Source organism: Inquilinus ginsengisoli (genome assembly GCF_050434925.1).
GTDB classification, from domain to species: Bacteria; Pseudomonadota; Alphaproteobacteria; order DSM-16000; family Inquilinaceae; genus Inquilinus; species Inquilinus ginsengisoli_B.
Window position 1 is genome coordinate 8,109,714 of record NZ_JBNDJK010000001.1, and the last position, 25,562, is coordinate 8,135,275.

Sequence of the window (25,562 nt, forward strand, 5' to 3'; positions counted from 1 at the left end):
GGCCGTTCAGGATCGCGCCTCACCAGCGGGCAGGCGCGACCTCGATGACAGCATGCGCCGCAGGACGCCGTCGCGGCGGACCAGGTGGTGGTACAACGCGCCCGCGACGTGCAGCAGAACGACCGCCAGCAGGGCCCAGATCAGGTTGAGGTGCACGGCCTTGGCCACGGCTGCGACCGGCTTGCTCACCGGGACGAAGTCCGCCAGGTTGACCAGGTAGAACAGCGGCACGGGAAAGCCGCCCGTGGCCGTGTAGATGAAGCCGCTGACCGGCATCGCGAGGATCAACAGGTACAGCAGCCCATGCGTTATTCGCGCCACCGCGGCCTGCCAGTGCGGCATGTCCGCTGGCAGCTCGGGCACCGGATTGGCCCAGCGCCAGGCCAGCCGGATGACCACCAGCGCGAACACCGTCAGCCCGGTCATTTTGTGCGTGTCGTAGAGGATGTTCTGCAGCATGCCCGGATCGACCCGGTTCATCGCGATGCCGGCCGGGATCTGCACCAGCAGGATCAGGCCCGCAATCGTCCAATGCAGGGCGATGCTGACCCGCCCCCAACGCTCCGCCGTGTTGCGGTTCATCAACCGGCCTTTCGCCGCTTCGCTTTGTAAAACTTAGTACGGCGAGGGCCGCGTTCAAATGGCGTGGCCGGTGCGATGGATGGCCACGCCCCCCAATCAAGTGCATGGGGCGGGGCTGGCCATGACGGTGAAGGGACCGGGCTACAGGTCGTCCCGGATGCAGGCCTTGGCATGGCCCGGCGCGACCTCGCGCAGCGGCGGGACTGCGGTGGCACAGTCCGGGATCGCATGCGGGCAGCGGGTGCGGAAGACGCAGCCGCTGGGCGGGTTGATCGGGCTGGGGATGTCGCCCTGCAGCAGGATTCGCTCGCGCCGCACCGTCGGGTCCGGCACCGGCGCGGCGGACAGCAGCGCCCGGGTGTAGGGGTGGCGCGGAGCGGTGTAGAGCGACCGGGCCGGCGCCGATTCCATGATCCGGCCGAGATACATCACGATCACGCGGTCGCAGAGATACTCGACCACCGACAGGTCGTGGGCGATGAACAGCATGGTCAGGCCCAGGTCGCGCTGCAGGTCCTGGATCAGGTTCACCACCTGGGCCTGGATCGACACGTCGAGGGCCGAGACCGGCTCGTCCGCCACGATGAAGCTGGGCTCCACCGCCAGGGCCCGGGCGATGCCGATGCGCTGGCGCTGGCCGCCGGAGAATTCATGCGGGTAGCGGGTGATGGCGTCCGGCCGCAGGCCGACCCGGCGGAGGAGGTCGGCGATCCGCTCCGGCCGCTGGCGCCCGCGCGACAGGCCGTGGATGGTCAGGGCCTCGCCGACGATCTCGCCCACCGTCATGCGCGGGTTCAGGCTGGCATAGGGATCCTGGAAGACGATCTGCATCTCGCGCCGATAGGCCTGGAAGGCCGGTTTCGACAGGCCGAGGATGTCGGTGCCGGCGAAGCGCACCGACCCGGCCGTCGGCTCGGTCAGGCGCAGCACCGACCGGCCAACCGTGGTCTTGCCGGAGCCGGATTCGCCGACCAGCCCGACCACCTCGCCGCGCTTCAGGCTGAAGGACACGTCCTCGACCGCGCGGACATGCTGCCCCTTGCCGCCGAACAGCCCGCCGCCGACCGGGAACCAGGTGCGCAGCCCGTCGACCTCGAGCAGGGTCTCGCCCGGCGCCGGCAGGGCGATGGTGCTCAGGCGATCGGCCCGCCCCACCCGATTCTCGACCACGGCGCTCATGCCAGCTCGCTCCAGCGGAGGCAGCGCGACATGTGCCCGCCGCCGGTGTCGGCCAGCGGCGGCACCGCGGCGGTGCAGGCCTCGACCGCATGGCGGCAGCGCGGCGCGAAGGTGCAGCCGGGCGGCAGCTTGCGCGGACTCGGCACATTGCCGGGGATCGCCTCCAGCCGCCGGGACTCGCCGCGGTCCAGCGCCGCATAGTCGGTGTGCGGCACGCTGTTCAGGAGGCCGATGGTGTAGGGGTGGCGCGGCGATTTGAAGATCTCGACCACGCCGGCCTCCTCCACCACCCGCCCGCCATACATCACGGCGACACGGTCGGCCATCTCGGCCACCACGCCGAGATTGTGGGTGATGAACAGGATCGACATGCCGATCTCGGCCTGCAGCCGGCGCATCAGGTCCAGGATCTGGGCCTGGATGGTGACGTCCAGCGCCGTGGTCGGCTCATCGGCGATCAGCAGCGCCGGGCGGCAGCACAGCGCCATGGCGATCATCACCCGCTGGCGCATGCCGCCCGACATCTGGTGCGGGTAGTCTTTCAGGCGCCGGCGCGCGGCCGGGATGCCGACCAGCTCCAGCATCTGCGCCGCCGTCTCCATCGCCTGGCGTCGACCCAGCCCCTGGTGCAGCGCCACCGCCTCGGCGATCTGGTCGCCAACCGGATAGACGGGGTTCAGCGACGTCATCGGCTCCTGGAACACCATGGCGATGTCGTTGCCGCGGATGCGGCGCATCTCCGCCTCCGACAGGCGGGCGAGGTCGCGCCGGCGGCCCTGGCCGTCGGTGAACAGCATCTCGCCGCCGGCGATGCGCCCGGGCGGGGTCTGGATCAGCCGCATCAGCGACAGGCTGGTGACGCTCTTGCCCGAGCCGGATTCGCCGACCAGCGCCAGGGTCTCGCCGCGGCGGATCTGGAAGGTCACCCCGTCGACCGAACGGATCGGTCCGTCCTCGGTGTCGAACCACGTCCGCAGCTCCTTGACCGACAGGATGGTGTCGGCGTCTGGCCCGGCCGCCGCCATCAGGCGCGCGCGGCGCGGATGGTGGCGCGCACCCGCTCCGGATCGGTCACGGTGTTGGTGTATTCGCGCTCCAGCTCGGTGCCGCCCATGCCGATCTCCGGGTTGCGGTAGACCATGCCGCTGGGCTCGGTGCGCAGCGCCGCGAAATGCATTTCCTTGAGGCCGGTGGCGCGGCGGATGCCGGCGATGTTGGCCTCGTCCAGGTCGCCGCAGCCCATGATGACGATGCGGTCGCCGGCCTGCTCGACCGCCCGCTTCAGGATGGCGAGGCCGGCCGTCGCGTCCGGCCTCTGGCCCGAGGTCAGCACCCGGTCGACGTTGCAGCGGATCAGCGCCTCCAGCGCCTCCTCCGGGTCGCGGGTCATGTCGTAGGCGCGGTGGCAGGTGACCTTCATCGGCCGCGCCTCGCGCACCAGCTGCGCCGTCCGGTCCTCGTCGATCCGGCCGTCAGGGGTCAGGCAGCCGATGACGATGCCGGGCACGCCGAGCTCCCGCAGCGCCTTCACATCGGCCACCATGCTGGCAAATTCGGTGTCGCTGTACAGGAAGTCGCCGCCGCGCGGCCGGATGATGACGTGGAACGGGATGCGGGCGCGGGCCTTGACCTCGAGGATCGTGCCGATGCTGGGGGTCAGCCCGCCCTCGATCAGGCTGGCGCAGAGCTCGACCCGGTCGGCCCCGCCCTCCTGGGCCGCCAGAAACCCGTCCAGGCCTTCGACGCAGATCTCGATCAGGGGGATGGTCATGGACGGGTCTTTCGCTGCGCTGGGAGTCCCTCGTGGGACGATGATCCTGCGTTGCCTCTCCCGCTTGCGGGAGAGGTCGGAGACGCGAAGCGGCTCCGGGTGAGGGCTCTTTGTCGAGGCCCGGGCCAACCCTCACCCGGACGTCCTGGCGGACGTCCGACCTCTCCCGCCAGGCGGGAGAGGCAATCGGAGCGCGCCGGCATTGACCATGCCATCGGCGAAAGCGTCATCGGTCCAGTGCCTTGAGCGACCGGGCGGACCAGACGGGCCGGGGGCGCCAGTCGAAGCCGCGGTCGAAGGGAAAGGTCGGGCGGGTGGTGCGGTGGCGCGGCAGGTGCTCGACATCCTGGTCGACCACGCCGGGAGACAGCGCCATCAGGTTCGGGTTGGCGATCGGCGCCAGCTCCGGCGACAGGTAGCCGGACTTGACCACCAGGATCGCCACCTCGGCCGGGTGCACGTCCAGCCGGGTGAAGTCCGAAATGTTATGGAAGGGACGACGCCGGGCGGCCAGCACCACGCGGATGCCGCCGATGCGGACCAGGGCCTGCCGGTCCGCGAGATCGGAACCGGGGTCCAGCACCAGCACCTCGGCCTCCGCCTCCACCGGCACGCTGCCCTTGGTGTCGAGGGTCGCGCCGATGCTCAGGCGCAGCTTGGTCCCGACACCGGCGGCGAAGCAGGCCTCGGTGGCCGGGCGGTCGGCGATGCCGGCGATCAGCACGTCCTGAGCGTCCCGCGCCAGCAGCGCCCGCAGCAGGTCGGCCCGGTCGCCGACGCCGCCGCCGGTCGGGTTGTCGCCGGAATCGGCCAGGATCACCGGCCGGGTCGCCGAGCCGACGGCCCACTCCACGCACTCTTCGACCGTGCCGGTGCGGCTGCCGAAGACGAAGTCGTCGCGCGCATCCCAATAGGCCTGGGCCAGGCGCGTGCCCTCGCGCTCCATCGCCGCCGGGTCGGTGCCGGTCATGATGATCGCGGCGGTCGACCGCGGCTCGTCTGCCCAGACATAGCCGACCATCATCGAGGCATCGAGGATGCCGTCGACGGCATCGACCGCCGGCAGCCGGGCGTAGAGCGACCTGGCCGGCTCGTCCACCGTGCTGGTGCGCTCGCCCGGCCACAGCACAGGGACGGGGACCCACAGCAGCAGCGGCCGGACGCCTTCGGTGAGGCGGCGCAACAGCATGGTGCAGGCGCGGCGCTTGGTCTCCTCGACATCGATATGCGGCGCGGTGCGGTAGGTCGAGAACATGTCGAGCGCGTCGATGATGCGCTGGCTGACATTGCCGTGCAGGTCGTAGCTGGCGCTGATCGGGCAGTCCGGTCCGACCGCGGCACGCGCGGCGGTGATCCAGTCGCCCTCCGCGTCCTCCATGCCCTCGACATTCATGGCGCCGTGCATGGCGAGGTATAGGCCGTCGATCGGGCCGAGCGCCTTCAGCCGCTCGAGGAACTCGGCCTTGAACGCCTCATAGGTCGTGCGGGCGACCGGGCCGCCGGGAATGGCGCGGGCATGCAGCGTCGGCAGGAAGGTGGCGTCGTAGTCGCGCAGCATCGCGAAGGACGGGTCGGCGGTCAGGGCATTGCCGCGAAGCACCCGGAAATCCGCCTCGGTCGCCAGGACCGGGCTGTAGGTGCTGCATTCGGTGTGAATGCCGCCGACGGCTATGCGGGGAGATGCCATGTCTTCAGTCTTCTTCGGCGCGGGTCAGGAAGCGGTGGGCGGCGATGCTGGCGGCGCCGCGGGCCCACAGGGCGCGGGTCGCGTGGTGGAAGCGGATGGTGGTCGAGGCAGCGAGGCGGGGCAGGACATTGGCCTCGATCGCCTGCCGGGTGACGGTGCGGAACAGCGGACCCATCGCGCCCTCGACATCGACGATCAGCACGAATTCGGGGTCGTTGACCTGGATCACATGGGCGATCGCCAGGCCCAGCGCGCCGCCGGCCCGGTGCAGGATGGCGATGGCGTCGGCATGGCCCTGCGCCGCCAGCGCCTCGACCTCCGCCATGGTCGAGACGCCGAGGCCGCGCGCCTGGGCTAGGATCGCCTGGCGCGGGGCGACGGTGTCGAGGCAGCCGCGCTTGCCGCAACGGCAGGGCAGGCCGCCCGGCTCGATCGTGCAATGCGCGATCTCGCCGGCGCCGCCGCCATGGCCGCGGTAGAGGACGCCGTCGACGTAATGGGCGCAGCCGATGCTGTCGCCGAAGGTGACGGTGGCGAAGGTGCGGTAGTCGCGCGCCAGCCCGTACAGCCGCTCGCCGGTGGCGACGGCGTTGGCGTCGTTCTCCAGGAAGGTCGGCACGCCGGTCGCCTGCTCCACCACCGCCGCCACCGGCAGGTCGATCCAGCCGAGATTGGCGGAGTGCAGGCAGCGGTCCTGGTCGTGATTGACCAGACCGGACAGGGCGACGCCGATGCCGCGCAGCCGGTCGGCCGGGATGCCGGCCGCGCGCAGGAGATGCGGGATCGAATCGCGGATGGTGCCGGCGATCGCCTTCGGGTCGTTCGACCACGAGGCCATGCGCTGGCCCAGCACCGCGCCCTGGAAGTCGGTCAGCACCATCGTCACCGGCTCCTCCACGATCGAGGCGCCGATGAAGTAGCCATGGGTCGGATTCAGCCGCAGCAGGATCGACGGCCGGCCCTGGCGCGGCGGCGAGGCCACCTCGCTCTCCTCCAGCGCGCCGTCCTGGATCAGCTCGCGGCTCAGCCCCGTGATCGCCGCCTTGCTGAGCCCGGTCCGGAGCGCGAGCTCGGACCGGCTGAGCGGCCCGTGGTCGGACACGGCTTCGAGCAGCGAGCGTTTCGACGGGTTGGCCATTCGCCTCGGCATCCGGTGCGTTACACTTGACAGTTAGTTCATAAATTGAATTTAATCAAGCTGAAGGCTTCACCGATCGAACAAAATCGCCGGAACATCCGGATCGATTCCACCAATGGGAGAAGGACATGACCCTTGTGATCGATACCTTGTCGATCAACCGGCGCGGCGCGCTGGCCCTCGGCGGGTCGCTGGGACTGGCGGCGCTGCTGCGCGGCCGCGGCGCCCTCGCCGCCGAATCCTCGCAGATCGTGATCCTGCAGAACGAGGCGCCGCGCAGCATGGACCCCGCGGACCAGACCGCGACCTACACCTCGGCGATCCTGGAGCCGATGTATGAGGGCCTGACCGGCTACAACGACAAGATGGAGCTGGTGCCGGTCCTGGCCACGAAGTGGGAGACCGACGCCACCGGCACCAACTGGACCTTCACCCTGCGCCAGGGCGTCAAGTTCCATGACGGCGAGCCCTGCAACGCCGACGCCGTGATCGCCAGCTTCGCCCGGCACATGGACGAGAAGCGCGGCTTGGCCGCCAGCGGCCGCTTCCGCGCCATCCTGGCCGAGGTCAAGGCGACCGATGCCGACACCATCCGCTTCACCCTGAAGCGCCCCTACCCCGCCTTCCTGAAGCTGATGGCCGTGGCGTCCGCCACGATCGTCAGCCCGAAGGCCGACAAGGCCGGCACGCTGGGCCGCGCCGCGGTCGGCACCGGCCCGTACAAGCTGGCCGAGTACAAGTCGGGCGAGTACGTGCTGTCCGAGGCCAATGCCGATTATTGGGGCGAGAAGGCGCCGACCAAGACCCTGAAGTGGATCTGGACCCAGGAAGCGGCGGTCATGAACATGGCGGTGCAGACCGGCGACGCCGATGTCGTCATGCCGCTGCCGCCGGTGTTCGCCGCGCCGATCAAGGCGAACCCGGAGCTGACCCTGCTCCAGGGCAACCCGACCTCGGTGTTCTGGGTGTCGCTGAACGTCAAGCTGGCGCCCTTGGACGACGTCCGCGTCCGCCAGGCGCTGAACCTGGCCACCGACCGGGCCGGGCTGGTCAGCAACCTGCTGTACGGCTTCGGCCTGCCGGCGACCTCGCCGCTGTCGCCGGCCGTGTTCGGCTATGACCCGACGGTCGAGGGCTACGGCCTCGACGTCGCCAAGGCCAAGGCGCTCCTGGCCGAGGCCGGCCATGCCGACGGCATCACTATCAATGTCGCGGTGCAGGAGCCGGAGGCGAACATCGCCGAGATCCTGCAGGGCATGTGGGCCCAGGCCGGGATCACCCTGAACATCCAGCGGATGGAGAGCGGCGTCTGGACCGCCGCCGCCTTCGGCACGCCGGAGGAGAAGGCCGCGCAAAGCGTGCACAGCGTCATCGCCTCCTGGTCGACCGGCACCTTCGACGCCGACCTGCAGCTGAAGCCGCTGTACCACACCGACAGCTGGTCGCCGAAGGGCGCCAATCTCGGCTTCTACAGCAACCCGGAGCTGGACGAGATCCTGAACAAGGCCGGTTCGTCGACCGACGATGCCGAGCGCAAGACGCTGTACGCCAAGGCGCAGCGCATCATCGTCCAGGATGCGGCGCATGTGCTGCTGTACTACCCGAACGACCTCGCCGCGTCGCGGGCCGACGTCAAGAACCTGTGGCTGCAGCCAGGCGGCGAGGTGATCCCGGAACGGGCGACGAAGGCGTAAGGACGGATGGATCTCACCCCTTCCCTCGCTCCTTCCGAGTCCCCCCTCCCCCCGCGGGAGGGGGCTAGGGGGAGGGGGTTGCCGCCAAGCAAGCAGACGCCGGTTCGGTCTCGCACGGCTCCTTTTTCCTCCCAACAAGCCACGCTGGCGCTGGTGTCGAGAGCCCCCTCCCCCTACCCCCCTCCCGCAAGGGGAGGGGGGACTCGTCTGTTGTGCGGGTCGGCAAGCGCATGAAGGTGTATCTGGTCCGCAAGCTGGTCGCGCTGCCGCTGATCCTGCTTGGCGTCTCGTTCCTGATCTTCGGCGCGGTGCGGATGCTGCCCGGCGATCCGGCGCGGATCATGGCCGGGCCGCAGGCGACGCAGGACGCGGTCGATGGGATGCGCGCCCGGCTCGGCCTCGACCAGCCCTTCCTGCTGCAATACGGGCTGTTCCTGAGCCGCGCCGCGCAGGGCGATTTCGGCGAGTCGATCAAGTCGAAGAAGCCGGTGATCGACGAGGTCGGCGAGCGCTTCCCCTACACCCTGTCGCTGGCCGTGGTCAGCTATGCCGCCGCCATCCTGATCGGGGTGGCCGCGGGGATGCTGGCCGCGGTCTACCGCAACGCCTGGCCCGACCAGGCGGTGATGATCGCCGCGATCGGCGGCGCCTCGGTGGCCAATTTCTGGCTGGCGCTGATGATGATGAACCTGTTCGCGGTGCAGCTGCGCTGGCTGCCGCTGCTCGGCGCCGGTGGCTGGCTGAACTACGTCATGCCTGCCGTCGCCCTCGGCCTGCTGCCGGCGGCGCTGATCGCGCGCATGACCCGGTCGAGCATGCTGGAGGTGATCGGCCAGGACTATATCCGCACCGCCCGCGCCAAGGGTCTCGGGCCGCGGGTGATCTACCGCAAGCACGCGCTGCGCAACGCGCTGATCCCGATCGTCACCATCGTCGGGCTGAACTTCGGCGGCCTGCTGGGCGGCGCCGTGGTCACCGAATCCGTGTTCAACTGGCCCGGCATCGGCCGCCTGCTGGTCGACGCCGTGCGCTATCGCGACTATCCGATCATCCAGGGCGTCACCCTGCTGACCGTGACCGCGGTCGTGGTGGTGAACTTCCTGGCCGACCTGCTGATCGCCGCGATCAACCCCCGCATCCGCTTCGACTAGGACCATGACCAGCCTCGCCGACAGCGACGACCTTCCGGCCGCCCCGTCCCGGGCCAAGCGCCTGGGCCGCATCCTGCGGCGCCACCGCAGCCTGACCATCGGCGGCGCCATGGTGCTGCTGCTGGTGCTGGCAGGGCTGCTGGCGCCGCTTCTCGCGACGCACGACCCGACCCAGCAGTCGCTGGCCATGGCCCTGCGCCCGCCCTCGGCCGAGCATTTCTTCGGCACCGACCAGTATGGCCGCGACCTCTACTCCCGCATCGTCTACGGCGCCCGGCTGTCGCTGCTGGAGATCGTGCTGGGCGTCGGCATCGCGCTGGTCGTCGGCATCCCGTTGGGCCTGCTGGCCGGCTATTCCGGCGGCCGGATCGATCAGGCCGTCATCTGGTTCATGGACATCTTGTTCGCCTTCCCGGGCATCGTGCTGTCGATCCTGATCGTCAGCATCCTCGGCACCAGCCTGGTCAACCTGATGATCGGCATCGCCATCTTCTCGATCCCGGTCTATGGCCGGCTGTCGCGCAACCTGGCTCTTGGGCTGAAGCAGGTGGAGTACACCGAGGCGGCGCGCGCGCTGGGCGCCGGGCTGTGGCGCATCCTGTTCCAGCACATCCTGCGCAACGCGCTGGGGCCGATCATCGTGCAGGCGACGCTGACGGCGGGCACGGTGGTGCTGACCGCCGCCAGCCTGTCCTTCCTCGGCCTCGGCGCCCAGCCGCCGACGCCGGAATGGGGCGCGATGATGAGCGACGGCCGCAACTTCCTGGGCGTGAACATCTGGCTGTCGCTGTTCCCGGGCCTGGCCATCACCTTCTCGGTGCTGGGCTTCAACCTGTTCGGCGACGGGTTACGCGACCTGCTGGATCCAAGACGCTAGACGACCGCAAGCACCGTCACCACGACCAATGCCGCGGCCATCGCCAGGTTGATGATGCGCGCCGCCACCGGGTCGTGCAGCCAGCGCGACAGCGACACCCCGGCCAGCAGCCAGCAAACGTGGATCATCACGACCATGCCGCTGAGCACGGCCGTCTTCACCACCGCGTCGAGGCCGGGGTCAGCGGCGAATATGGCGGCGATCGCGACATAGGCCTTGGGATTGGCGATCGCCAGCCCGAGCCCGCCGAGAAAGCCCGGTGCGGTCGCGGACCCGCCCCGGCCGCCGAGCGGCGGGGCCGTGGCGATCTTGACGGCGAGGTACAGGATGTAGGCGGCCGACAAGACGCCCAGCACCAGGGCGCCATGCGGAATCGACGTCACCAGCGCCACCACCCCGGCCGCCACCGCCAGCAGCACCGTGACCGTGCCGGTGATCAGCCCGGCGGCATAGGGCAGCGACCGGCGGATGCCGAAGGAGGCGCCGACCGCGGTCAGGCTGATCGTCGATGGGCCGGGGCTGCCCATGACGACGGCGGAGGCCAGGAGCAGCGCCACCAGGGGCCGCCACAGCCCCGGATCGGTGAGAAAGGTGTCCATGCCGGGGACGCTAACGGCCGGCGCGGGGCCGGTCTTGCACGCCGGTGCTGCCGCCCCTCAGCCGTCGAGCCGGACCGCCCGCAGCCGCAGCGCGTTGGCGATCACCGAGACCGAGCTGAGCGCCATCGCCGCAGCCGCGATCTCCGGGCTCAGCAGCAGCCCGACCATCGGGTACAGCACGCCGGCGGCGACCGGCACGCCGACCGCGTTGTAGACGAAGGCGAAGAACAGGTTCTGGCGGATGTTGCGCATCGTCGCGGCGCTGAGCGACCGGGCCCGGGCGATGGCGGCGAGGTCGCCCTTCACCAGAGTGACATGCGCGCTCTGGATCGCCACGTCGGTGCCGGTGCCCATGGCGATGCCGACATCGGCCTCCGCCAGGGCCGGGGCGTCATTCACCCCGTCGCCGGCCATGGCCACCACCCGGCCCTCGCCCTTGAGCCGGCGGATGACCGCGCCCTTGTCCTCGGGCAGCATCTCGGCCTCGACCTCGTCGATGCCGAGCCGGCTGGCCACCGCCGCGGCCGTGGTCCGATTATCGCCGGTCAGCATGACGACGCGCAGCCCGGCCGCGCGCAGCGCCGCGATGGCGGCGGGCGTGGTCTCCTTCACCGGATCGGCCACGGCGATCAGCCCGGCGGCCGCGCCGTCGACCACCAGATGCATCACGGTGGCGCCGTCGCGCCGCAGCGCCTCCGCCTGCTCCGCCAGCGGACCGGCCGCGATACCGAGTTCGTCCAGCAGCGCGGCGTTGCCCAGCGCCACCTCGCGCCCTTCGACCCGGGCGGCGACGCCCTTGCCGGTCACCGAGCGGAAATCCTCGGTCGCCGGCACCTCCAGCTTGCGCTCCGCCGCGCCGGCCAGGATGGCGGCGGCCAGCGGATGTTCGCTGCCGCGCTCCAGCCCCGCGGCCAAGCGAAGCAGCCCGGCCTCGTCCTGCCCGGGCGCGGCGACGATCCGGACCAGCCGCGGCTTGCCTTCGGTCAGGGTGCCGGTTTTGTCGACGACCAGCGTGTCGACCTTCTCGAGCCGCTCCAGCGCCTCGGCGTCCTTGATCAGCACGCCCAGCCGGGCGCCGCGGCCGACCCCGACCATGATCGACATCGGCGTGGCCAGGCCGAGGGCGCAGGGGCAGGCGATGATCAGCACCGAGACGGCGGCGACCAGGCCGTAGGCCAGCGCCGGCGACGGGCCCCAGGTCGCCCAGGCGGCGAAGGCCAGAACGGCGATCAGCACCACCAGCGGCACGAACCAGCCGGAGACGCGGTCCGCCAGGCGCTGGATCGGCGCCCGGCTGCGCTGGGCCTGGCCAACCATCTCGACGATGCGGGCCAGCACCGTCTCGCTGCCGACCCGCTCGGCCCGCAGCACGAAGCTGCCGGTGCCGTTGATAGTGCCGCCGATCATCTTGTCGCCCGGCGCCTTCTCGACCGGGATCGGCTCGCCGGTGATCATGCTTTCGTCGACCGAACTGCGGCCTTCCTCGACCGTGCCGTCGACCGGCACCTTGTCGCCGGGCCGGACGCGCAGCCGGTCACCGACATGGACGTGCTCGAGCGGGATCTCCTCATCCGACCCGTCGCCGCGGACCCGCCGGGCCAGCTTCGGCGCCAAGTTGAGCAGGGCGCGGATGGCGCCGCCGGTGCGCTCTCGCGCCCGCAGTTCCAGCACCTGGCCCAGCAGCACCAGGACCGTGATCACCGCCGCGGGCTCGAAATAGACGGCCACGGCACCGTCCATGCCGCGGAAGCCGTCCGGGAACAGGCCGGGGACGACCGCCGCGACCAGGCTGTAGAGCCAGGCGGCGCCGGTGCCGAGCGCGATCAGCGTGAACATGTTCAGGCTGCGCCGGACCGCCGACTGCCAGCCGCGGACCAGGAACGGCGAGCCGGCCCAGAGCACCACCGGCGTGGCCAGGACCAGCTGGATCCAGACGGCGGTGCGGGCGCCGATGGCGTGGGCGACATCGATGCCGAGCAGATGGCCGCCCATCTCCAGCAGGACGATCGGGATGGTCAGGGCAAGGCCGATCCAGAACCGCCGCCGCATGTCGACGAGCTCCGGGTTCGGGCCGGACTCCGGCGTCACCCGTTCCGGCTCCAGCGCCATGCCGCAGATCGGGCAGCTGCCCGGCCCCTCCTGCCGGATCTCCGGGTGCATCGGGCAGGTGTAGATAGTGCCGGCCGGGGCTGTGGCGGGCGGCACCGTCTCGCCCGGCTCATTGGTGTAGCGGTCCGGCTCGGCCCGGAACTTCGCCAGACAGCCCGCGCTGCAGAAATGATGCTGGCGGCCGCGATGTTCGGCGTGATGCGGCGTCGCGGCCAGGTCGACCGCCATGCCGCAGACCGGGTCCTTCACCATGGTCCCATGGCCGTGATGGTGATCCGCCGAATGGTCGTGGTAGGCGTCAGCCATGTCCTGCTTCCTCTGCTCCGTCCCAGCGAGATGGGGATTCCAGCAGATGGAAGGTCAATGGCCCGGGATCGGCATCGGGTTCTGACGCCCACAATCAACTCGACATTATGTTATACAAATTCAAATTGACATCGATTGACGTGTATATATGGTCGATCGCGTTCGCGATGTGAGTGGATTTATCGCAAATCCCTCGTGCCGCAACGATGAAATTGCAGAACCCGCCGACCCGCACCCGGATCGACCATGGCTCCGACTCCCGACATCCTCCCCGTCTCGCCCGTCGCTCGCCTGCCGCAGAAGCCGGCGGAGCGGGACGCGGCGATCCAGGCCGTGCTCGACGGTGCCGCCTTCGCCGGCGCCCGCGGCTGGGTGCCGGCCACCAGCGGCAACTTCTCCGCCCGGATCGACGCCGACGAGATCGCCATCACCGCCACCGGCACCGACAAGGCCCGGCTGACCCGCGGCGACATCATCACCGTGTCGCTGGACGACCCGGCGCATCCGCGCGCCTCGGCCGAGGCGCCGCTGCATGTCGATTTGTACCGGGCGTTCCCGGAGATCGGCGCGATCTACCATGTGCACAGCCCGGCGGCGACGCTGCTGTCGCTGGTCGATGCCCCGAAGGGCGCGGTGCGGATCCAGGGCTTCGAGCTGCAGAAGGCGTTGGCGGGCGTGAAGACCCATGAGGTCGCGCTCGACATCCCGGTTTTCGCCAATTCGCAGGACATGGCGGTGCTGGGCCCGCAGGTGCTGGCGCGCCTGGGCGGCGCCCCCGCCATTCCCGGCTATCTCCTGGCCGGCCACGGGCTCTATGCCTGGGGCCGCACCCCGGCCGAGGCGCGGCGCCATCTCGAGGCGCTGGAGGTCCTGCTGGGATTCGAATTCGAGCGACGGAGGCTGCAGCCATGACCCGGCTCTATGTCTATGACGAGACCAATCCCGCGGCGCTGCTGGTGGACACCGAGGACGGTGCCGCGATCGCGCGCGAGCTGAACGCCATCGGTGTCCGGTTCGAGCGCTGGGAGGCGAGCACGCCGCTGCCGGCCGAGGCCGACCAGGACGCGGTGATCGCGGCCTACAAGCCGGAGATCGACAAGCTGAAGGCCGAATGCGGCTACAGATCGGTGGACGTGGTGCGGATGCAGCCGGACCACCCGCAGCGCGAGGCCTTCCGCGAGAAGTTCCTGGACGAGCACACCCACAGCGAGGACGAGGTCCGGTTCTTCGTCGAGGGCTCCGGCGCGTTCTACCTGCGCAAGGCCGGCCGGGTGTTCAAGGTGGTGTGTACCAAGGACGACCTGATCAGCGTGCCGGCCGGCACCACCCACTGGTTCGACATGGGCCCGGCGCCGCGCTTCACCGCCATTCGCCTGTTCGAGAACAGCGACGGCTGGATCGCCAACTTCACCGGCGACGCCATCGCCCGCCGCTTCCCGCTCTACGCCGGCTGAGCAACGACCGGCCGGCCCCTCGCCGGCCCGTCCATCCAGGATCCTTGCCATGACCTCACCGCACGACCGCGGCAGCCTGTCCGCATTCCCGTTCGGCCGCCGGCGCTTCCTGGCCGGGGCCTCCGCCGGCACGCTCGGGCTCGGCCTTGCGCCCTTCGGCCGGGCCTTCGCCCAGGCGAAGCGCTTCGACGGCCAGAGCCTGAATCTGATGATCATCCAGCCGCATGTGGTGGCCGGGCGGTATCTGGCAGAGGCCTGGGAAAAGCTGACCGGCGGTAAGGTCAACGTCACCGCCGTGCCCTACGACCAGCTGCAGGCCAAGGCGACGCTGGACGTGCAGTCCGGCACCAACAATTTCGACGTGATCGACTATTGGTACACCGGGGTCGGCGCGCTGGCGAATGACGGCGTCATCGTCGACGTCACCGCATGGATCGAGCGCGACAAGGCCGAGATTCAGCCGGACGACTATCTGCGCTCGATCTACGACCCCTACACCCTGGCCGACGGCAAGCGCTGGGGCCTGCCCTATGACGGCGACAGCCACCTGCTGTTCTACAACACCGAGATCTTCGGCCGGCACGGGCTGAAGGCGCCGACCACCTGGGACGAGTATCTGGAACGGTCGAAGGCGATCACCGAGGCCGAGAAGGCCAACGGCATCTACGGCGCCGCGGTCTTGGGCGGCAAGGCGCCGATCATCATCGGCGCGTCCTACACCAACCGGCTGGCCGGCTTCGGCGGCCGCTACCTGAAGGAGGACGGCTCCTCCGCCCTCGACGAGAGCGCAGCGGTCGAGGCGGCCAAGGCGCTGAAGGACGCGGCGCCTTCGGCCCTGCCGACTCCCCTGGAGACGCGGTTCGAGGAAGGCCTGCCGGCCTTCCTGTCCGGCAAGGTCGCGATGATCGAGTTCTGGAGCGACCTGGGTGTCTACGCCCAGGACCCGAAGGGGTCGAAGATCGTCGACAAATGGGACGCGGTGCGGATCCCGGTCGGCGGCGCCAACAAGACCAGCCGGCTGGCGCTGAACTCCGGCTTCGCCTTCGCCATCTCCTCAGGCTCCGAGAAGCAGGAGCACGCCTGGGAGTTCATCAAGTTCGCCACCAGCGCCAAGACCGGCCTCGGGCTGCTGCTGACCACCGGCAGCGGCATCGACCCGGACCGCACCTCGACCCTGAACGCGCCCGAGTACAGGGAATTCGCGCCGAAGGTGCAGACCGCGCTGGCCGGGGCGCTGGAGAACGGCCTGCCCTGGCCGAACGGCCCGGAATCGCCGCAGCTGATGCAGGTGCTGGCCGACGAGCTGGCGCTGATCCTGGCCGATCAGAAGGCGCCGGAGGAGGCGATCGCGGCCGCGCATGAGCAGTGGACCACGATCATCGGTTCGTGATGGCCCTGGCGGAGAGCATCGACACGGAACGGACGGACACGCCGACGCGGCGTCGGCGATGGCGGCTGGGCAATGCGTCCCTGGCCGCGCCGCTGGTGGCGACGCTGGTGCTGACGACGCTGTATCCGCTGGTGGCGCTGATCGCTCTCTCCTTAAGCAAGAGCACGCTGGGCAAGCCGCTGCGCGACTGGGCCGGGATCGCCAATTTCACCCGGGTGCTGGGCGACCCGGCTTTCCTGGCCTCGCTCTGGCGCAGCGCCGCCTTCGCCCTGCCGATGGCGGCGGTCGAGCTGGTGCTGGGCCTGGCGCTGGCCCTGCTGTTCCACCGGCTGGTCCGGGCCGGCCGGGTGTTCACCAGCCTGGCCCTCTTGCCGCTGATGACCCCGCCGGTGATGGTCGGCGTGGCCTGGAAGCTGATCTTCGCCGCCGATGGCGGCCTGCTGAACGGCTGGCTGCGCGCCGCCGGGCTGACCGAGGCGCCGATGAGCTTCCTCGGCTCCTCCGGCTGGGCCGCCGTCGCCATCGTGGTCGCCGACGCCTGGCAATGGACGCCCTTCGTCGCCCTGATGTGCTTCGCCGCGATCAAGGCCCTGTCGGAGGAGGTGATGGAGGCGGCGCGGCTGGACGGCGCCACCGCCTGGCAGCGCTTCCGCCACATCACCCTGCCGCTGCTGGTACCGACGCTGGCCGCGGTGTTCCTGCTGCGGCTGGTGATGGCGTTCAAGCTGTTCGACCTGGTCTACGTCCTGACCTTCGGCGGGCCGGGCTTCGACACCACCACCTCCGGCTTCCAGATCTGGCGCCTGGCCTTCGAGCAGTTCGACGTCGGCCGCGCGGCCGCCGCGACGCTGGTCTTCGTCGGCTTCGTCAGCCTGGTGATCTGGCCGGCCTCGCGCGCGGCCAGGCGGCTGGAGGCGCGGTACTCATGACCGTCGCCGCCCATCCCGAGCGGCCGCAGGCGCCGCATCGCTGGTCCTGGATCGACCTGGTCGCCGTGCTGGTCGCGGCGGCGTTCCTGCTGCCGCTGGCCTATCTGCTCTCGGTCTCCTTCAAGTCGCCGGACCAGGTGCTGTCCGGCAGCTTCCTGCCGGAGGTGCCGACACTGGCCAACTGGCCGGCCGCCTTCGACGCCACGGCGCTGACCCGGTTCATCGTCAGCTCGGTGCTGACCGCGGTGCTGGGCGGCGTCGTCACCGTCCTGATCGCCCTGCCGGCCGCCTATGCCTGCCTGCGCCTGGACAAGGCGGGCGAGCGGCTGATCTCGATCGCCTTCGGCAGCTTCGTGGCACCGCCGATCGTGGCCGCAATCCCATTCTTCTTCCTGCTGAAGGCAACCGGGCTGCTGAACAGCGTGATCGGCCTGGCCCTGGTCTACGGCCTGACCAACGTGCCCGTGGCGCTGTGGCTGCTGATCCCGTTCCTGCGCCGCATCCCGCGCGAGATCGAGGATGCGGCGGCGATCGACGGCGCCGGGCCACTGCTGACCCTTGTCCGCGTGATCGCGCCGCTGGTCGCCCCCGGCATCGCGGCGACGGCGATCATCATCGTCATCCTCGGCTATAACGAGTTCCTGTTCGCCTCGGTCTTCACCTTCACCGACGAGACCCGGACGCTGACCGTCGGCATCTCGCTGTTCCAGGGCGACCGGCTGGTGAATTTCGGCCAGATGGCCGCGGCCTCGCTGGCCGGGATCGCGCCGATCTATCTCATCGCTCTCCTGGCTCAGCGCTGGCTGGTGGCGGGGCTGACCGAGGGGAGCGTGAAGTGACCATCCGCCCGCTCGACGTCCCGGCCGCCCGGGCCTATCTCGCCGCCCATCCGGAGCTGTCCGCGATCCTCGGCGGTGATCCGGCGGGCTGGGACCTGCGCGAGGCCAGCGACGGCTTCCTCAACGTCGTCTTCCTGGTCCGCGGCCCAGCCGGCGGCCTGTGCCTGAAGCAGGCGCTGCCCTGGGTGCGCCATGCCGGCGAGAGTTGGCCGCTGCCGGACAACCGCGCCTTCTTCGAGCAGTCCTATCTCGCCATCGTCGGGCCGCTGGTCGAGGGCGCGCTGCCGAAGCTCCATCACTACGATCCCGGCCGGCAAATCCTGGCGATGGAGCTGCTGACCCCGCACGAGACGCTGCGCTACGCCCTGATCGAGGGCCGACGCTTCCCCCGCGTCTCGGCCGATATCGGTGCCTTCGTCGCCCGTGCGTGCTATCGCACCTCGCCCTTCCACCAGAAGCTGGAGCGGGTGCGCGGGTGGCAGGGCCGCTTCGCCGCCGGGGTCGAGCTGCAGCGCATCACCCTCGACCTGATCTTCCAGGATCCCTATCGCGACAACCCGCGCAGCTCCTGGACCAGCCCGCAGCTGGACGACCTGGCCCATGGCTTGCGCGCGGATATCGAGCTCAAGCGCGCCGCCGGCCGGCTGGCCCAGCGCTTCCTGACCACGGGCCAGGCGCTGATCCATTGCGACCTGCACACCGCGGCGATCATGGTGACCGAGACGGACACCAAGGTGATCGATCCGGAATTCGCCCTGTACGGCCCGATCGGCTTCGACCTCGGCGCCTATCTCGCCAACATCCTGATCAGCCACCTGGCCCAGCCCGGCCACGCCACGCCGGCGGATGACCGCGCCGGCATGGCCGAATGGCTGCTGCAGCAGCCGGCGCTGCTGTGGGACAGCTTCAGCCGCACCTTCCGCGCGCTGTGGGAGAGCGAGGGCGGCGGAGATGCCTGGCATGACGACCTGTTCCCGAAGCCGGGCTCGGCGGCCCTGCTGCGCGGCGACTACGAGGCGCTGGAGGCGGAGATCTTCGCCGACATGGTGGGTTTCGCCGCGCTGAAGATGATTCGCCGGGTGTTCAGCTACGCCCATGTCGCCGACTTCCTGCGCATCGCCGACCCGGACCGCCGCGCCGCCCGCGAGCGCCGCACCGTGCTGCTGGCCCGCCGCATGCTGACGGAGTCCGAGCGTTTCCGGACGACAGACGATATCGTGGCGGCAACGCGCACGGCATGAGAGACCGAGATGACCCTGACCTTCCAGACCCATCCGATCGACCTGATCCTGCTCGACATCGAGGGCACGATCAGCTCGCAGCGCTATGTGCTGGAGGTGCTGTATCCTTTCGCGCGGGAGCGGATCCCGGTGTTCGTCGCCAGGCACCCGGACCACCCGGTGGTGCAGCGCGCGCTGCGGGAGACGGCGGAGCGGATCGAGCCCGGGCAGGACCCGGTCGCCGCGCTGATCGCCTGGCAGGATGCCGACCAGAAGGTGCCGCCCTTGAAGCTGCTGCAGGGGCTGGTCTGGGAGGAGGGCTACAGGGAAGGCGCCTTCAAGGGCCATATCTATGACGACGCCCATGCGGCGCTGGAGGGCTGGCGAAAGGCCGGCGTGCCGATGCACATCTTCTCCTCCGGCTCGGTCAAGGCGCAGGTCGAGTTCTTCCAGAACTCCAACCGCGGCGACCTGCGCTCCTATTTCGGCCGGCACTACGACACCGATATCGGCGCCAAGGTGGTGCCCGCATCCTATATGGCGATCGCCGCGGATCTGGGCGCCGCACCCGACCGCATCCTGTTCCTGACCGACAACCCGCGCGAGGTCGCGGCGGCGCGTCAGGCCGGCGTGCATGTGGTCCAGGTGATCCGCGACGAGTCGGTGAAGCCGAACGAGGCCGGCGCGCCGATCGTGGCGGAGTTCGACCAGCTGCGCGAGCTGGTGGCGTTCGGCTGATCAACGGCCGGCCAGGCTGCGGAACGTCACCGACCAGCGCGTCGCGGCCATCTCCGGGATGCTGTGCTCCCAGCCATGCCGCGCCTCGCCGGACAAATGGTAGGCGGAGCGCGGCGCCAGCGGCACCGACCGGCGGTCGAAGCCGCCCTCCGGCCGGCGGCGGCGGAAGCGCATGGTCGCGGGGGCGCCGAGCGAGACGCCGACGACATGCTCGAACACCGGCCGGTCCTTGTGCCAGCCGATGCCGGCGCCGGGGTCGTAGCGGATCAGCAGCGCCTGGGCGAGGTCGGCCGGCCCCAGCCCGGCGAAGCGGGCGGCCTGCTCGCGCAACGGCAGCAGCCAGTCCGCTATTGGCTCCGCCGGCCGGAAGCTGCCGTCCTCGAAATCGTAACGCCAGCCGAAGGTGGCGGTCAGGCGCCGGCCTTCCCAGCCCTGGTAGCGGAACGGCGACAGCTCCGCCGCGTCGATCGCCGCGGTCAGTCGCCGCTCCTCTTCCGGCGTGACGATGTCCTCGACGGTGGCCAGGCCGGCCAGCGGCGGCGGGCCGAACAGGTCGGGCTGCACGGTGGGCTCCATCGTTGCTCCCGCCATCGATATGGCATCGGCCGGCAGGCCTGACAAAGCCGCTCCAGGCGAAGACGAGGTGCGCATGCCTGTGGACCTGCGCACCCGCTCGGCGGGATACTCCAGAGGCACGTTGGACCGGCACAAGGCCCGCCGCCCATGAAGCCGATGGAAGAGCAGCACTTCGCGATCCTGCGCCGGCACATGGTCGAGGTGATTGCGATCCATGCCGATCTGATGAGCGACGAACTCGGACACGTGCCGCTCGATAGGCGGGTGCTGGCGGCGATGGAGCGGGTGCCGCGGCACCACTTCGTCCCGCTGGAGCTCGCGGCCGTCGCCTATCATGACGGGCCGCTGCCGATCGGCTTCGACAAGACGATCTCGCAGCCCTTCATTTGTGCGCTGATGACCCACCTGCTCGCTCCCGAGCCAGACCAGGTGGTGCTGGAGGTCGGCACCGGCCTCGGCTACCAGGCGGCGGTGCTGGCCGAGCTGGCAGCCCAGGTCTGGAGCGTCGAAATCGTCGAGGAGCTCGCCGGCGAGGCCCAATCGCGCCTGCGCCGGCTGGGCACGTCCAGGGTCGGCATCCGCATCGGCGACGGCTCCCGCGGCTGGGCCGAGCACGCCCCCTATGACAGGATCATGGTGACGGCCGCCGCCGCCCGCCCGCCGATGGCGCTCCTGGACCAGCTGCGGCCGGGCGGCCACCTGGTCATGCCGCTAGGCCCCGACCAGGCGCAGATCCTCACGGTCATCGACAAGGACGCGACTGGGAGGCTCCAGGCCCGGGAGATCCTCCCGGTCCGCTTCAGCCGGCTCGAGACGGTGCTGTGAGCGGGGCGGTGGCGGCCTGCCGCCCCTATCCCTCCACCGTGCCGATCACCGCCAGGCAGTCGCCGGCCTTCACCAGCCCCGGGAAATGCCGGGCCGCCAGGATGCCGTCGAGCGCCGCGCGGTACTCCGCCGGGGCCTGGCCGGTGCGGTCGACCGGGTGGATGCGGGCGATGATGTCGCCTTTCCGCACCGGGTCGCCCAGGTCGACGCAAGTCTCGGCCATGCCGTCCTGCTCGCCGAAGCGGAAGCAGTCCGCGGACGGCATGTCGAGCCAGCGGCTGGGCGCGCGCTCGACCTCGCCCTGCAGGATGCCGGCATGGCGCAGCAGGTTGCGCACGCCGCGCTTGGCGATGCCGGCGGTACGCGCCGTGGCGGTGCCACCGCCGCCCAACTCCGTCGTGACGAAAACCTTGCCCGCCGCCTCGGCCGCGGTGTCGTACATGCCGACGGCGTCGATCTCCAGCATCCGCATCGACCAGGGGGCGGAGAACGCCTCCACCGCCGCGAAGCAGCGCGCCTCCTGGTCCTTGTCGGGCAGGATATGGGCGGCGGCGAAGGGCACGAAGTCGAGCGTCCGGCCGCCCGAGTGGAAGTCCAGCACGATGTCGGCCAGCGGCAGCAGGTGGCGGTGGAAATAGTCGGCGATCTTCTGCGTCGGCGTGCCGTCCGGCCGGCCGGGGAAGCTGCGGTTCAGATTGCCCTTGTCGATCGGCGAGGTGCGGGTGCCGGCGCAGAACGCCGGATAGTTCATCGCCGGGACGATGATCACCCGGCCGCGGACCGACGCCGGGTCCAGGGTCCGCGCCAGATCGAACAGGGCGATCGGCCCCTCGTATTCGTCGCCGTGATTGGCGCCGGTGAGGAGCGCGGTCGGCCCCTCCCCGTTCCGGATCACGGCCACCGGGATCATCACTGAGCCCCAGGCGGAGTCGTCCCGGCTGTAGGGCAGGCGCAGCGTGCCGTGCTGTACCCCGTCGCGATCGAAATCGACCGACGGGACGATCGGCGAGGGCGGAAGCTCGGCAACCGTCATGGCTTGACGAAGAGCTGGCGCGGCACGTCGGCCAGGATCTCGACACCGCTGTCGGTGATGGCGATGCTCTCGGTGATCTCCAGCCCCATATCCTCCAGCCACAGCCCGGTCATGAAGTGGAAGGTCATGCCGGGCTCCAGCACGGTGCGGTCGCCGGGGCGCAGGCTCATGGTGCGCTCGCCCCAGTCGGGCGGATAGCTGAGGCCGATCGGGTAGCCGGTGCGGTTGTCCTTGATGATCCCGTACTTCTTGAGGACGGCGAAGAAGGCGTTGGCGATGTCCTCGCAGGTATTGCCGGGCCGCGCCGAGCCGAGCCCGGCCTCCATCCCTTCCAGCACCGCCTTCTCGGCATCGAGGAAGGCCTGGGTCGGCTTGCCCAGGAACACGGTACGCGACAGCGGGCAATGGTAGCGCTTGTAGCAGCCGGCGATCTCGAAGAAGGTGCCCTCCCCCGACCGCATCGGCTTGTCGTCCCAGGTCAAATGCGGGGCCGAGGCGTCGGCGCCGGAGGGCAGCAGCGGCACGATCGCCGGATAGTCGCCGCCGAACCCTTCGACGCCGCGGATGCCGGCGTCGTAGATCTCGGCCACGAGGTCGTTCTTGCGCAGGCCGGGCTCGACCTTCTCGACGATCCGCTTGTGCATCGCCTCGACGATGCGCGCGGCCTTGCGCATGTAGTCCAACTCCTGCGGGCTCTTCACCGCGCGCTGCCAGTTCACCAGCGCGGTGGCGTCGGCGAAGCGGGCATTCGGCAGGTGGCGCTGCAGCGAGGCGAAAGCGGCGGCCGAGAACCAGTAATTGTCCATCTCGACGCCGATCGACAGGCGGCCCCAGCCGCGCGAGTCGATGATGTCGGCCAGCCGGTCCATCGGGTGCCGCTCGGTCGACTGCACATAATGGTCCGGGTAGCCGATGATGTTGTCATGGGCGAGATAGGCGGTGCGCTTGGCACCGTTGGCGTCCTGGCCGCGGCCGTACCAGATCGGCTCGCCCTCCGGCGGCACCAGCACGCCCTGGTGGACGTAGAAGGACCAGCCGTCATAGCCGGTCAGCCAGGCCATGTTCGACGGGTCGCTGACCCACAGCAGGTCGATGCCCTTGCGGGCCATGGCGGCACGGGTCTTGGCGAGCCGCGCGGCATATTCCTCGCGGCTGAAGTTGAGCTCTACGGACATGCTGTGCCTCTCAGCTTTCGAAGGATGTGCCGACCCCGGCGGCGGCGACGCGGCCGCGGGCCAGGGTGGCGATGGCGGTGTCCTGGACGCCGGTGCCGGTCAGGTCCGCGACGGTGACGGCGGCGGCGGAGGGACGGCCGGACGCCGTGCCGGCGATGATCGCGCCGATCTCGGGGAAGACCGCGTCGGCGGCCACGGTGCCGGCGGCGATGGCGTGGTGCAGCTCGCCCAGCCGGCGCGTCTGGGCCAGGCTGTCGGCGACGTAGAGATCCGCCTTGGCAAGGATCGCCGGATCCAGCTCGTTCTTGTGCTCGGCGTCCGAGCCCATGGCGGTGACGTGCTGGCCGGAGGCCAGCCACTCGGCGCGCAGGATCGGCCCGGCCGCCGGGGTGGTGGTGACGATGATGTCGGCGCCGCCGACCGCTTCCTGCGGCACCGCCTCGGCGTGAACGGCGAGGCCCAGCTCGTCCGACAGCCTGGCCGCCAGCGCCTGCGCCCGATCGGGATCGCGGGCCCAGATCCGGGCCTCGACGATCGGCCGCACCAGGGTCAGGGCCTTGAGCTGCAGCCGCGCCTGTACCCCGGCGCCGAAGATTGCCGCTACCCTGGAGTCCGGGCGCGAGAGATGCTGGGCTGCCACGGCCCCGGCGGCGGCGGTGCGGACATCGGTCAGGTAGCCATTGTCCAGAAAGACGGCGTCGACCAGCCCGGTCGTGGCGCTGAACAGCACCATCAGGCCGTTGGTGCTGGGCAGGCCCAGCTTCGGGTTGTCGAAGAAGCCGGGGCTGATCTTGATGGCGAAGCCGTCCAGCCCCGGCACATAGGCGGTCTTGACGTCGACCTCGCCGCGATGCTCGGGGATGTCCAGGCGCAGGATCGGCGGCATCGCCACATCCTTGGTGGCCAGCGCCAGGAACGCCTGCTCGACGCAGGCGACGGCGTCGCGGTCGAGAGGGACGGCGCGGCGCAGCTCCGCCTCCGTCACGATGGTCATGCGGGGCACGATGTCTCCTCCCAGGCGCCGCTGACGATCTTGCGGTGCAGCGCCATGTCGATGTTGCGGCCTGACAGCACCAGGACGGTCGGGCCGGATATGGTGAGCTTGCCGGCCAGGAGGGCGCCGATGCCGACCGCGCCGCCGCCCTCGACGATCTCCTGCTCCGCCGCATAGGCGTGGTCGATCGCGGCGGCGATTTCGGCCTCGGTCAGCAGCACCGCCTCGTCCAGCAGGTCGCGGGCCAAAGCGAAGGTGTGGCGGTTGTCGAGGCCGATGCCGCCGCCGAGCGAGTCCGCCAGGGTCGGCAACTCCGCGACCGCGACCGGCCGGCCGGCGGCGAGGCTGTCGCGCATCGCCGGGCCGCGCGCCATCGACACCCCGACCATCCGGGCCTGCGGCCACAGCCCCTTGACAGCGGCGGCGATGCCGCCGAACAGGCCGCCGCCGGACAGCGGCACCACCACCTGCGCCACCTCGGGCAGGTCGGCGACGATCTCGAGGCCGATGGTGCCCTGGCCGGAGATCACGCCGGGGTGGTCGAAGGGGGGGATGGCGGTGAAGCCCTCCTCCGCCACCAGCCGGTCGACCTCACCTTGAGCGTCGTCCTGGGATCGGCCGACGATGCGGATCTCGGCCCCAAGGGCGCGGATCGCCGCGACCTTGTTCTCCGGCACCAGGGCGGACATGCAGACGACGCAGCGCAGGCCCTGGCGGGCGGCGGCATGGGCCAGGCCGCGACCGTGATTGCCGGTCGAGGCCGCGGCGATGCCGACGCGTCGGGCCTCGGGCGGCAGCGACAGCACGGCGTTGGTGGCGCCGCGCAGCTTGAAGCTGCCGGTGGCCTGCCGGGTCTCCAGCTTCAGGAACACCGGCGCCCCGGCGCGCTCGGACAGAGCCGCGGAGCGGACCAGCGGCGTGCGGACGACCTCGCCGGCAATGCGCTCGGCGGCGGCGCGGATGGTGCCGAGGGTGACGGCGTGGGTCATCCGCCGGGGCCTTCGTGGCGACGGCCCGCCCTCTCAGGCGTGGTTCGCGTTGCCTCTCCCGCTTGCGGGAGAGGTCGGAGACGCGAAGCGGCTCCGGGTGAGGGCCAGCGGCCGCGATCCCGGGAGCGGTGCTCAAAGAATGGGTGGCTTGCCCGCTTGGCTATGGCGATAGCGTGCCCTCGGCAAGACCGAGACGAGCCCTCACCCGGCCATCCTTCGGATGTCCGACCTCTCCCGCAAGCGGGAGAGGCAACGCGTCTTACCGTCGATGCCTGTCCGGCCAACCCGAGGATGTGGGGACTCAGAT

Annotated in this window: 24 protein-coding genes; 11 read left to right on the forward strand and 13 right to left on the reverse strand. The window is 70.4% G+C overall.

Annotated features, from left to right (window positions below):
* Positions 1-6: 6 nt before the first annotated feature.
* The 6 genes from QFZ27_RS37825 to QFZ27_RS37850 all read right to left on the reverse strand — a co-directional run bounded on the left by QFZ27_RS37825 (position 7) and on the right by QFZ27_RS37850 (position 6,357).
* On the reverse strand, positions 7-582 hold the full coding sequence (locus QFZ27_RS37825; RefSeq protein WP_429232103.1) for a cytochrome b: 576 nt from the start codon (positions 580-582) through the stop codon (positions 7-9).
* Positions 583-723: 141 nt separating this feature from the next.
* Positions 724-1,761, reverse strand: coding sequence for an ABC transporter ATP-binding protein (locus tag QFZ27_RS37830; RefSeq protein ID WP_429232104.1), 1,038 nt, complete (start codon positions 1,759-1,761; stop codon positions 724-726).
* Positions 1,758-2,786, reverse strand: a complete 1,029-nt coding sequence (locus QFZ27_RS37835; RefSeq protein WP_429232105.1) for an ABC transporter ATP-binding protein — start codon at positions 2,784-2,786, stop codon at positions 1,758-1,760. Before QFZ27_RS37835 ends, QFZ27_RS37830 begins: the two co-directional genes overlap by 4 nt.
* Positions 2,786-3,532, reverse strand: coding sequence for a copper homeostasis protein CutC (locus tag QFZ27_RS37840; RefSeq protein ID WP_429232106.1), 747 nt, complete (start codon positions 3,530-3,532; stop codon positions 2,786-2,788). The genes QFZ27_RS37835 and QFZ27_RS37840 overlap by 1 nt, the downstream gene beginning before the upstream one ends.
* A gap of 226 nt (positions 3,533-3,758) precedes the next feature.
* Positions 3,759-5,219, reverse strand: coding sequence for a M81 family metallopeptidase (locus QFZ27_RS37845; RefSeq protein WP_429232107.1), 1,461 nt, complete (start codon positions 5,217-5,219; stop codon positions 3,759-3,761).
* Positions 5,220-5,223: 4 nt separating this feature from the next.
* On the reverse strand, positions 5,224-6,357 hold the full coding sequence (locus QFZ27_RS37850; protein WP_429232108.1) for an ROK family protein: 1,134 nt from the start codon (positions 6,355-6,357) through the stop codon (positions 5,224-5,226).
* 128 nt (positions 6,358-6,485) lie between these two features.
* Here QFZ27_RS37850 and QFZ27_RS37855 point away from each other — a divergent pair, with 128 nt between their 5' ends.
* From QFZ27_RS37855 to QFZ27_RS37865, 3 genes are all read left to right on the forward strand, one after another.
* Complete coding sequence (locus QFZ27_RS37855; protein ID WP_429232109.1) at positions 6,486-8,051, forward strand: ABC transporter substrate-binding protein; 1,566 nt, start codon at positions 6,486-6,488, stop codon at positions 8,049-8,051.
* A gap of 230 nt (positions 8,052-8,281) precedes the next feature.
* The gene (locus tag QFZ27_RS37860; RefSeq protein ID WP_429232110.1) at positions 8,282-9,202 is read left to right on the forward strand and encodes an ABC transporter permease; all 921 of its coding nucleotides are present in this window, start codon (positions 8,282-8,284) and stop codon (positions 9,200-9,202) included.
* A gap of 4 nt (positions 9,203-9,206) precedes the next feature.
* Positions 9,207-10,079 (forward strand): ABC transporter permease, encoded by an 873-nt coding sequence (locus tag QFZ27_RS37865; protein WP_429232111.1) that lies wholly within the window; start codon positions 9,207-9,209, stop codon positions 10,077-10,079.
* Here the strand turns inward: QFZ27_RS37865 and QFZ27_RS37870 are convergent.
* Both QFZ27_RS37870 and QFZ27_RS37875 read right to left on the reverse strand, forming a co-directional pair.
* Positions 10,076-10,678 carry a LysE family translocator gene (locus QFZ27_RS37870; protein WP_429232112.1) on the reverse strand — a complete coding sequence of 201 codons (603 nt, stop codon included), beginning with the start codon at positions 10,676-10,678 and terminating at the stop codon, positions 10,076-10,078. The genes QFZ27_RS37865 and QFZ27_RS37870 overlap by 4 nt on opposite strands.
* A gap of 57 nt (positions 10,679-10,735) precedes the next feature.
* Positions 10,736-13,093 (reverse strand): heavy metal translocating P-type ATPase, encoded by a 2,358-nt coding sequence (locus QFZ27_RS37875; RefSeq protein ID WP_429232113.1) that lies wholly within the window; start codon positions 13,091-13,093, stop codon positions 10,736-10,738.
* Between the two features lie 246 nt (positions 13,094-13,339).
* Between QFZ27_RS37875 and mtnB the strand changes: the two genes are divergently transcribed.
* From mtnB to mtnC, 7 genes are read left to right on the forward strand one after another with little or no spacing between them, the layout of a single operon-like run.
* Positions 13,340-14,005, forward strand: a complete 666-nt coding sequence (gene mtnB / locus QFZ27_RS37880) for a methylthioribulose 1-phosphate dehydratase (RefSeq protein WP_429232114.1) — start codon at positions 13,340-13,342, stop codon at positions 14,003-14,005.
* Positions 14,002-14,547: a 1,2-dihydroxy-3-keto-5-methylthiopentene dioxygenase gene (locus QFZ27_RS37885; RefSeq protein ID WP_429232115.1), complete on the forward strand. Its 546-nt coding sequence runs from the start codon at positions 14,002-14,004 to the stop codon at positions 14,545-14,547. The genes mtnB and QFZ27_RS37885 overlap by 4 nt, the downstream gene beginning before the upstream one ends.
* A 49-nt stretch (positions 14,548-14,596) precedes the next feature.
* The gene (locus QFZ27_RS37890) at positions 14,597-15,937 is read left to right on the forward strand and encodes an ABC transporter substrate-binding protein (RefSeq protein ID WP_429232116.1); all 1,341 of its coding nucleotides are present in this window, start codon (positions 14,597-14,599) and stop codon (positions 15,935-15,937) included.
* Complete coding sequence (locus QFZ27_RS37895) at positions 15,913-16,866, forward strand: carbohydrate ABC transporter permease (RefSeq protein WP_429232117.1); 954 nt, start codon at positions 15,913-15,915, stop codon at positions 16,864-16,866. Before QFZ27_RS37890 ends, QFZ27_RS37895 begins: the two co-directional genes overlap by 25 nt.
* Positions 16,863-17,705, forward strand: a complete 843-nt coding sequence (locus QFZ27_RS37900; protein WP_429232118.1) for a carbohydrate ABC transporter permease — start codon at positions 16,863-16,865, stop codon at positions 17,703-17,705. The genes QFZ27_RS37895 and QFZ27_RS37900 overlap by 4 nt, the downstream gene beginning before the upstream one ends.
* The gene (mtnK, locus tag QFZ27_RS37905) at positions 17,702-18,946 is read left to right on the forward strand and encodes an S-methyl-5-thioribose kinase (RefSeq protein WP_429232119.1); all 1,245 of its coding nucleotides are present in this window, start codon (positions 17,702-17,704) and stop codon (positions 18,944-18,946) included. Before QFZ27_RS37900 ends, mtnK begins: the two co-directional genes overlap by 4 nt.
* Before the next feature lie 9 nt (positions 18,947-18,955).
* Positions 18,956-19,663, forward strand: a complete 708-nt coding sequence (mtnC, locus tag QFZ27_RS37910; RefSeq protein ID WP_429232120.1) for an acireductone synthase — start codon at positions 18,956-18,958, stop codon at positions 19,661-19,663.
* On the opposite strand, the gene QFZ27_RS37915 is transcribed toward mtnC, so the two are convergent.
* Positions 19,664-20,239 (reverse strand): alpha-ketoglutarate-dependent dioxygenase AlkB, encoded by a 576-nt coding sequence (locus tag QFZ27_RS37915; RefSeq protein ID WP_429232121.1) that lies wholly within the window; start codon positions 20,237-20,239, stop codon positions 19,664-19,666.
* A gap of 147 nt (positions 20,240-20,386) precedes the next feature.
* Here QFZ27_RS37915 and QFZ27_RS37920 point away from each other — a divergent pair, with 147 nt between their 5' ends.
* Positions 20,387-21,064, forward strand: coding sequence for a protein-L-isoaspartate(D-aspartate) O-methyltransferase (locus tag QFZ27_RS37920; RefSeq protein ID WP_429232122.1), 678 nt, complete (start codon positions 20,387-20,389; stop codon positions 21,062-21,064).
* A 25-nt stretch (positions 21,065-21,089) separates the two neighbouring features.
* Here QFZ27_RS37920 and doeB read toward each other — a convergent pair whose 3' ends face one another.
* From doeB to eutB, 4 genes are read right to left on the reverse strand one after another with little or no spacing between them, the layout of a single operon-like run.
* Positions 21,090-22,097: a N(2)-acetyl-L-2,4-diaminobutanoate deacetylase DoeB gene (gene doeB, locus QFZ27_RS37925; protein ID WP_429232123.1), complete on the reverse strand. Its 1,008-nt coding sequence runs from the start codon at positions 22,095-22,097 to the stop codon at positions 21,090-21,092.
* A complete protein-coding gene (gene doeA, locus QFZ27_RS37930) occupies positions 22,094-23,272 on the reverse strand; it encodes an ectoine hydrolase DoeA (protein ID WP_429232124.1) in 1,179 nt (392 codons plus the stop codon). The genes doeB and doeA overlap by 4 nt, the downstream gene beginning before the upstream one ends.
* Before the next feature lie 10 nt (positions 23,273-23,282).
* The gene (eutC, locus tag QFZ27_RS37935; RefSeq protein ID WP_429232125.1) at positions 23,283-24,266 is read right to left on the reverse strand and encodes an ectoine utilization protein EutC; all 984 of its coding nucleotides are present in this window, start codon (positions 24,264-24,266) and stop codon (positions 23,283-23,285) included.
* Positions 24,263-25,255 carry a hydroxyectoine utilization dehydratase EutB gene (eutB, locus tag QFZ27_RS37940; protein ID WP_429232126.1) on the reverse strand — a complete coding sequence of 331 codons (993 nt, stop codon included), beginning with the start codon at positions 25,253-25,255 and terminating at the stop codon, positions 24,263-24,265. Before eutB ends, eutC begins: the two co-directional genes overlap by 4 nt.
* Between the last annotated feature and the right edge of the window lie 307 nt (positions 25,256-25,562).

Excerpts from the sequence above, each read along its gene's own strand:
- QFZ27_RS37885 (WP_429232115.1), top strand. The coding sequence starts at position 14,002 with ATGACCCGGCTCTATGTCTATGACGAGACCAATCCCGCGGCGCTGCTG.
- eutB (WP_429232126.1), bottom strand. The coding sequence starts at position 25,255 with ATGACCCACGCCGTCACCCTCGGCACCATCCGCGCCGCCGCCGAGCGC.
- QFZ27_RS37845 (WP_429232107.1), bottom strand. The coding sequence starts at position 5,219 with ATGGCATCTCCCCGCATAGCCGTCGGCGGCATTCACACCGAATGCAGC.
- doeB (WP_429232123.1), bottom strand. The coding sequence starts at position 22,097 with ATGACGGTTGCCGAGCTTCCGCCCTCGCCGATCGTCCCGTCGGTCGAT.
- QFZ27_RS37835 (WP_429232105.1), bottom strand. The coding sequence starts at position 2,786 with ATGGCGGCGGCCGGGCCAGACGCCGACACCATCCTGTCGGTCAAGGAG.
- QFZ27_RS37915 (WP_429232121.1), bottom strand. The coding sequence starts at position 20,239 with ATGGAGCCCACCGTGCAGCCCGACCTGTTCGGCCCGCCGCCGCTGGCC.
- QFZ27_RS37840 (WP_429232106.1), bottom strand. The coding sequence starts at position 3,532 with ATGACCATCCCCCTGATCGAGATCTGCGTCGAAGGCCTGGACGGGTTT.
- QFZ27_RS37830 (WP_429232104.1), bottom strand. The coding sequence starts at position 1,761 with ATGAGCGCCGTGGTCGAGAATCGGGTGGGGCGGGCCGATCGCCTGAGC.
- QFZ27_RS37825 (WP_429232103.1), bottom strand. The coding sequence starts at position 582 with ATGAACCGCAACACGGCGGAGCGTTGGGGGCGGGTCAGCATCGCCCTG.
- QFZ27_RS37855 (WP_429232109.1), top strand. The coding sequence starts at position 6,486 with ATGACCCTTGTGATCGATACCTTGTCGATCAACCGGCGCGGCGCGCTG.
- QFZ27_RS37890 (WP_429232116.1), top strand. The coding sequence starts at position 14,597 with ATGACCTCACCGCACGACCGCGGCAGCCTGTCCGCATTCCCGTTCGGC.
- QFZ27_RS37850 (WP_429232108.1), bottom strand. The coding sequence starts at position 6,357 with ATGGCCAACCCGTCGAAACGCTCGCTGCTCGAAGCCGTGTCCGACCAC.
- QFZ27_RS37860 (WP_429232110.1), top strand. The coding sequence starts at position 8,282 with ATGAAGGTGTATCTGGTCCGCAAGCTGGTCGCGCTGCCGCTGATCCTG.
- QFZ27_RS37870 (WP_429232112.1), bottom strand. The coding sequence starts at position 10,678 with ATGGACACCTTTCTCACCGATCCGGGGCTGTGGCGGCCCCTGGTGGCG.
- doeA (WP_429232124.1), bottom strand. The coding sequence starts at position 23,272 with ATGTCCGTAGAGCTCAACTTCAGCCGCGAGGAATATGCCGCGCGGCTC.
- mtnC (WP_429232120.1), top strand. The coding sequence starts at position 18,956 with ATGACCCTGACCTTCCAGACCCATCCGATCGACCTGATCCTGCTCGAC.
- eutC (WP_429232125.1), bottom strand. The coding sequence starts at position 24,266 with ATGACCATCGTGACGGAGGCGGAGCTGCGCCGCGCCGTCCCTCTCGAC.
- QFZ27_RS37875 (WP_429232113.1), bottom strand. The coding sequence starts at position 13,093 with ATGGCTGACGCCTACCACGACCATTCGGCGGATCACCATCACGGCCAT.
- QFZ27_RS37920 (WP_429232122.1), top strand. The coding sequence starts at position 20,387 with ATGAAGCCGATGGAAGAGCAGCACTTCGCGATCCTGCGCCGGCACATG.
- mtnB (WP_429232114.1), top strand. The coding sequence starts at position 13,340 with ATGGCTCCGACTCCCGACATCCTCCCCGTCTCGCCCGTCGCTCGCCTG.
- QFZ27_RS37865 (WP_429232111.1), top strand. The coding sequence starts at position 9,207 with ATGACCAGCCTCGCCGACAGCGACGACCTTCCGGCCGCCCCGTCCCGG.
- QFZ27_RS37900 (WP_429232118.1), top strand. The coding sequence starts at position 16,863 with ATGACCGTCGCCGCCCATCCCGAGCGGCCGCAGGCGCCGCATCGCTGG.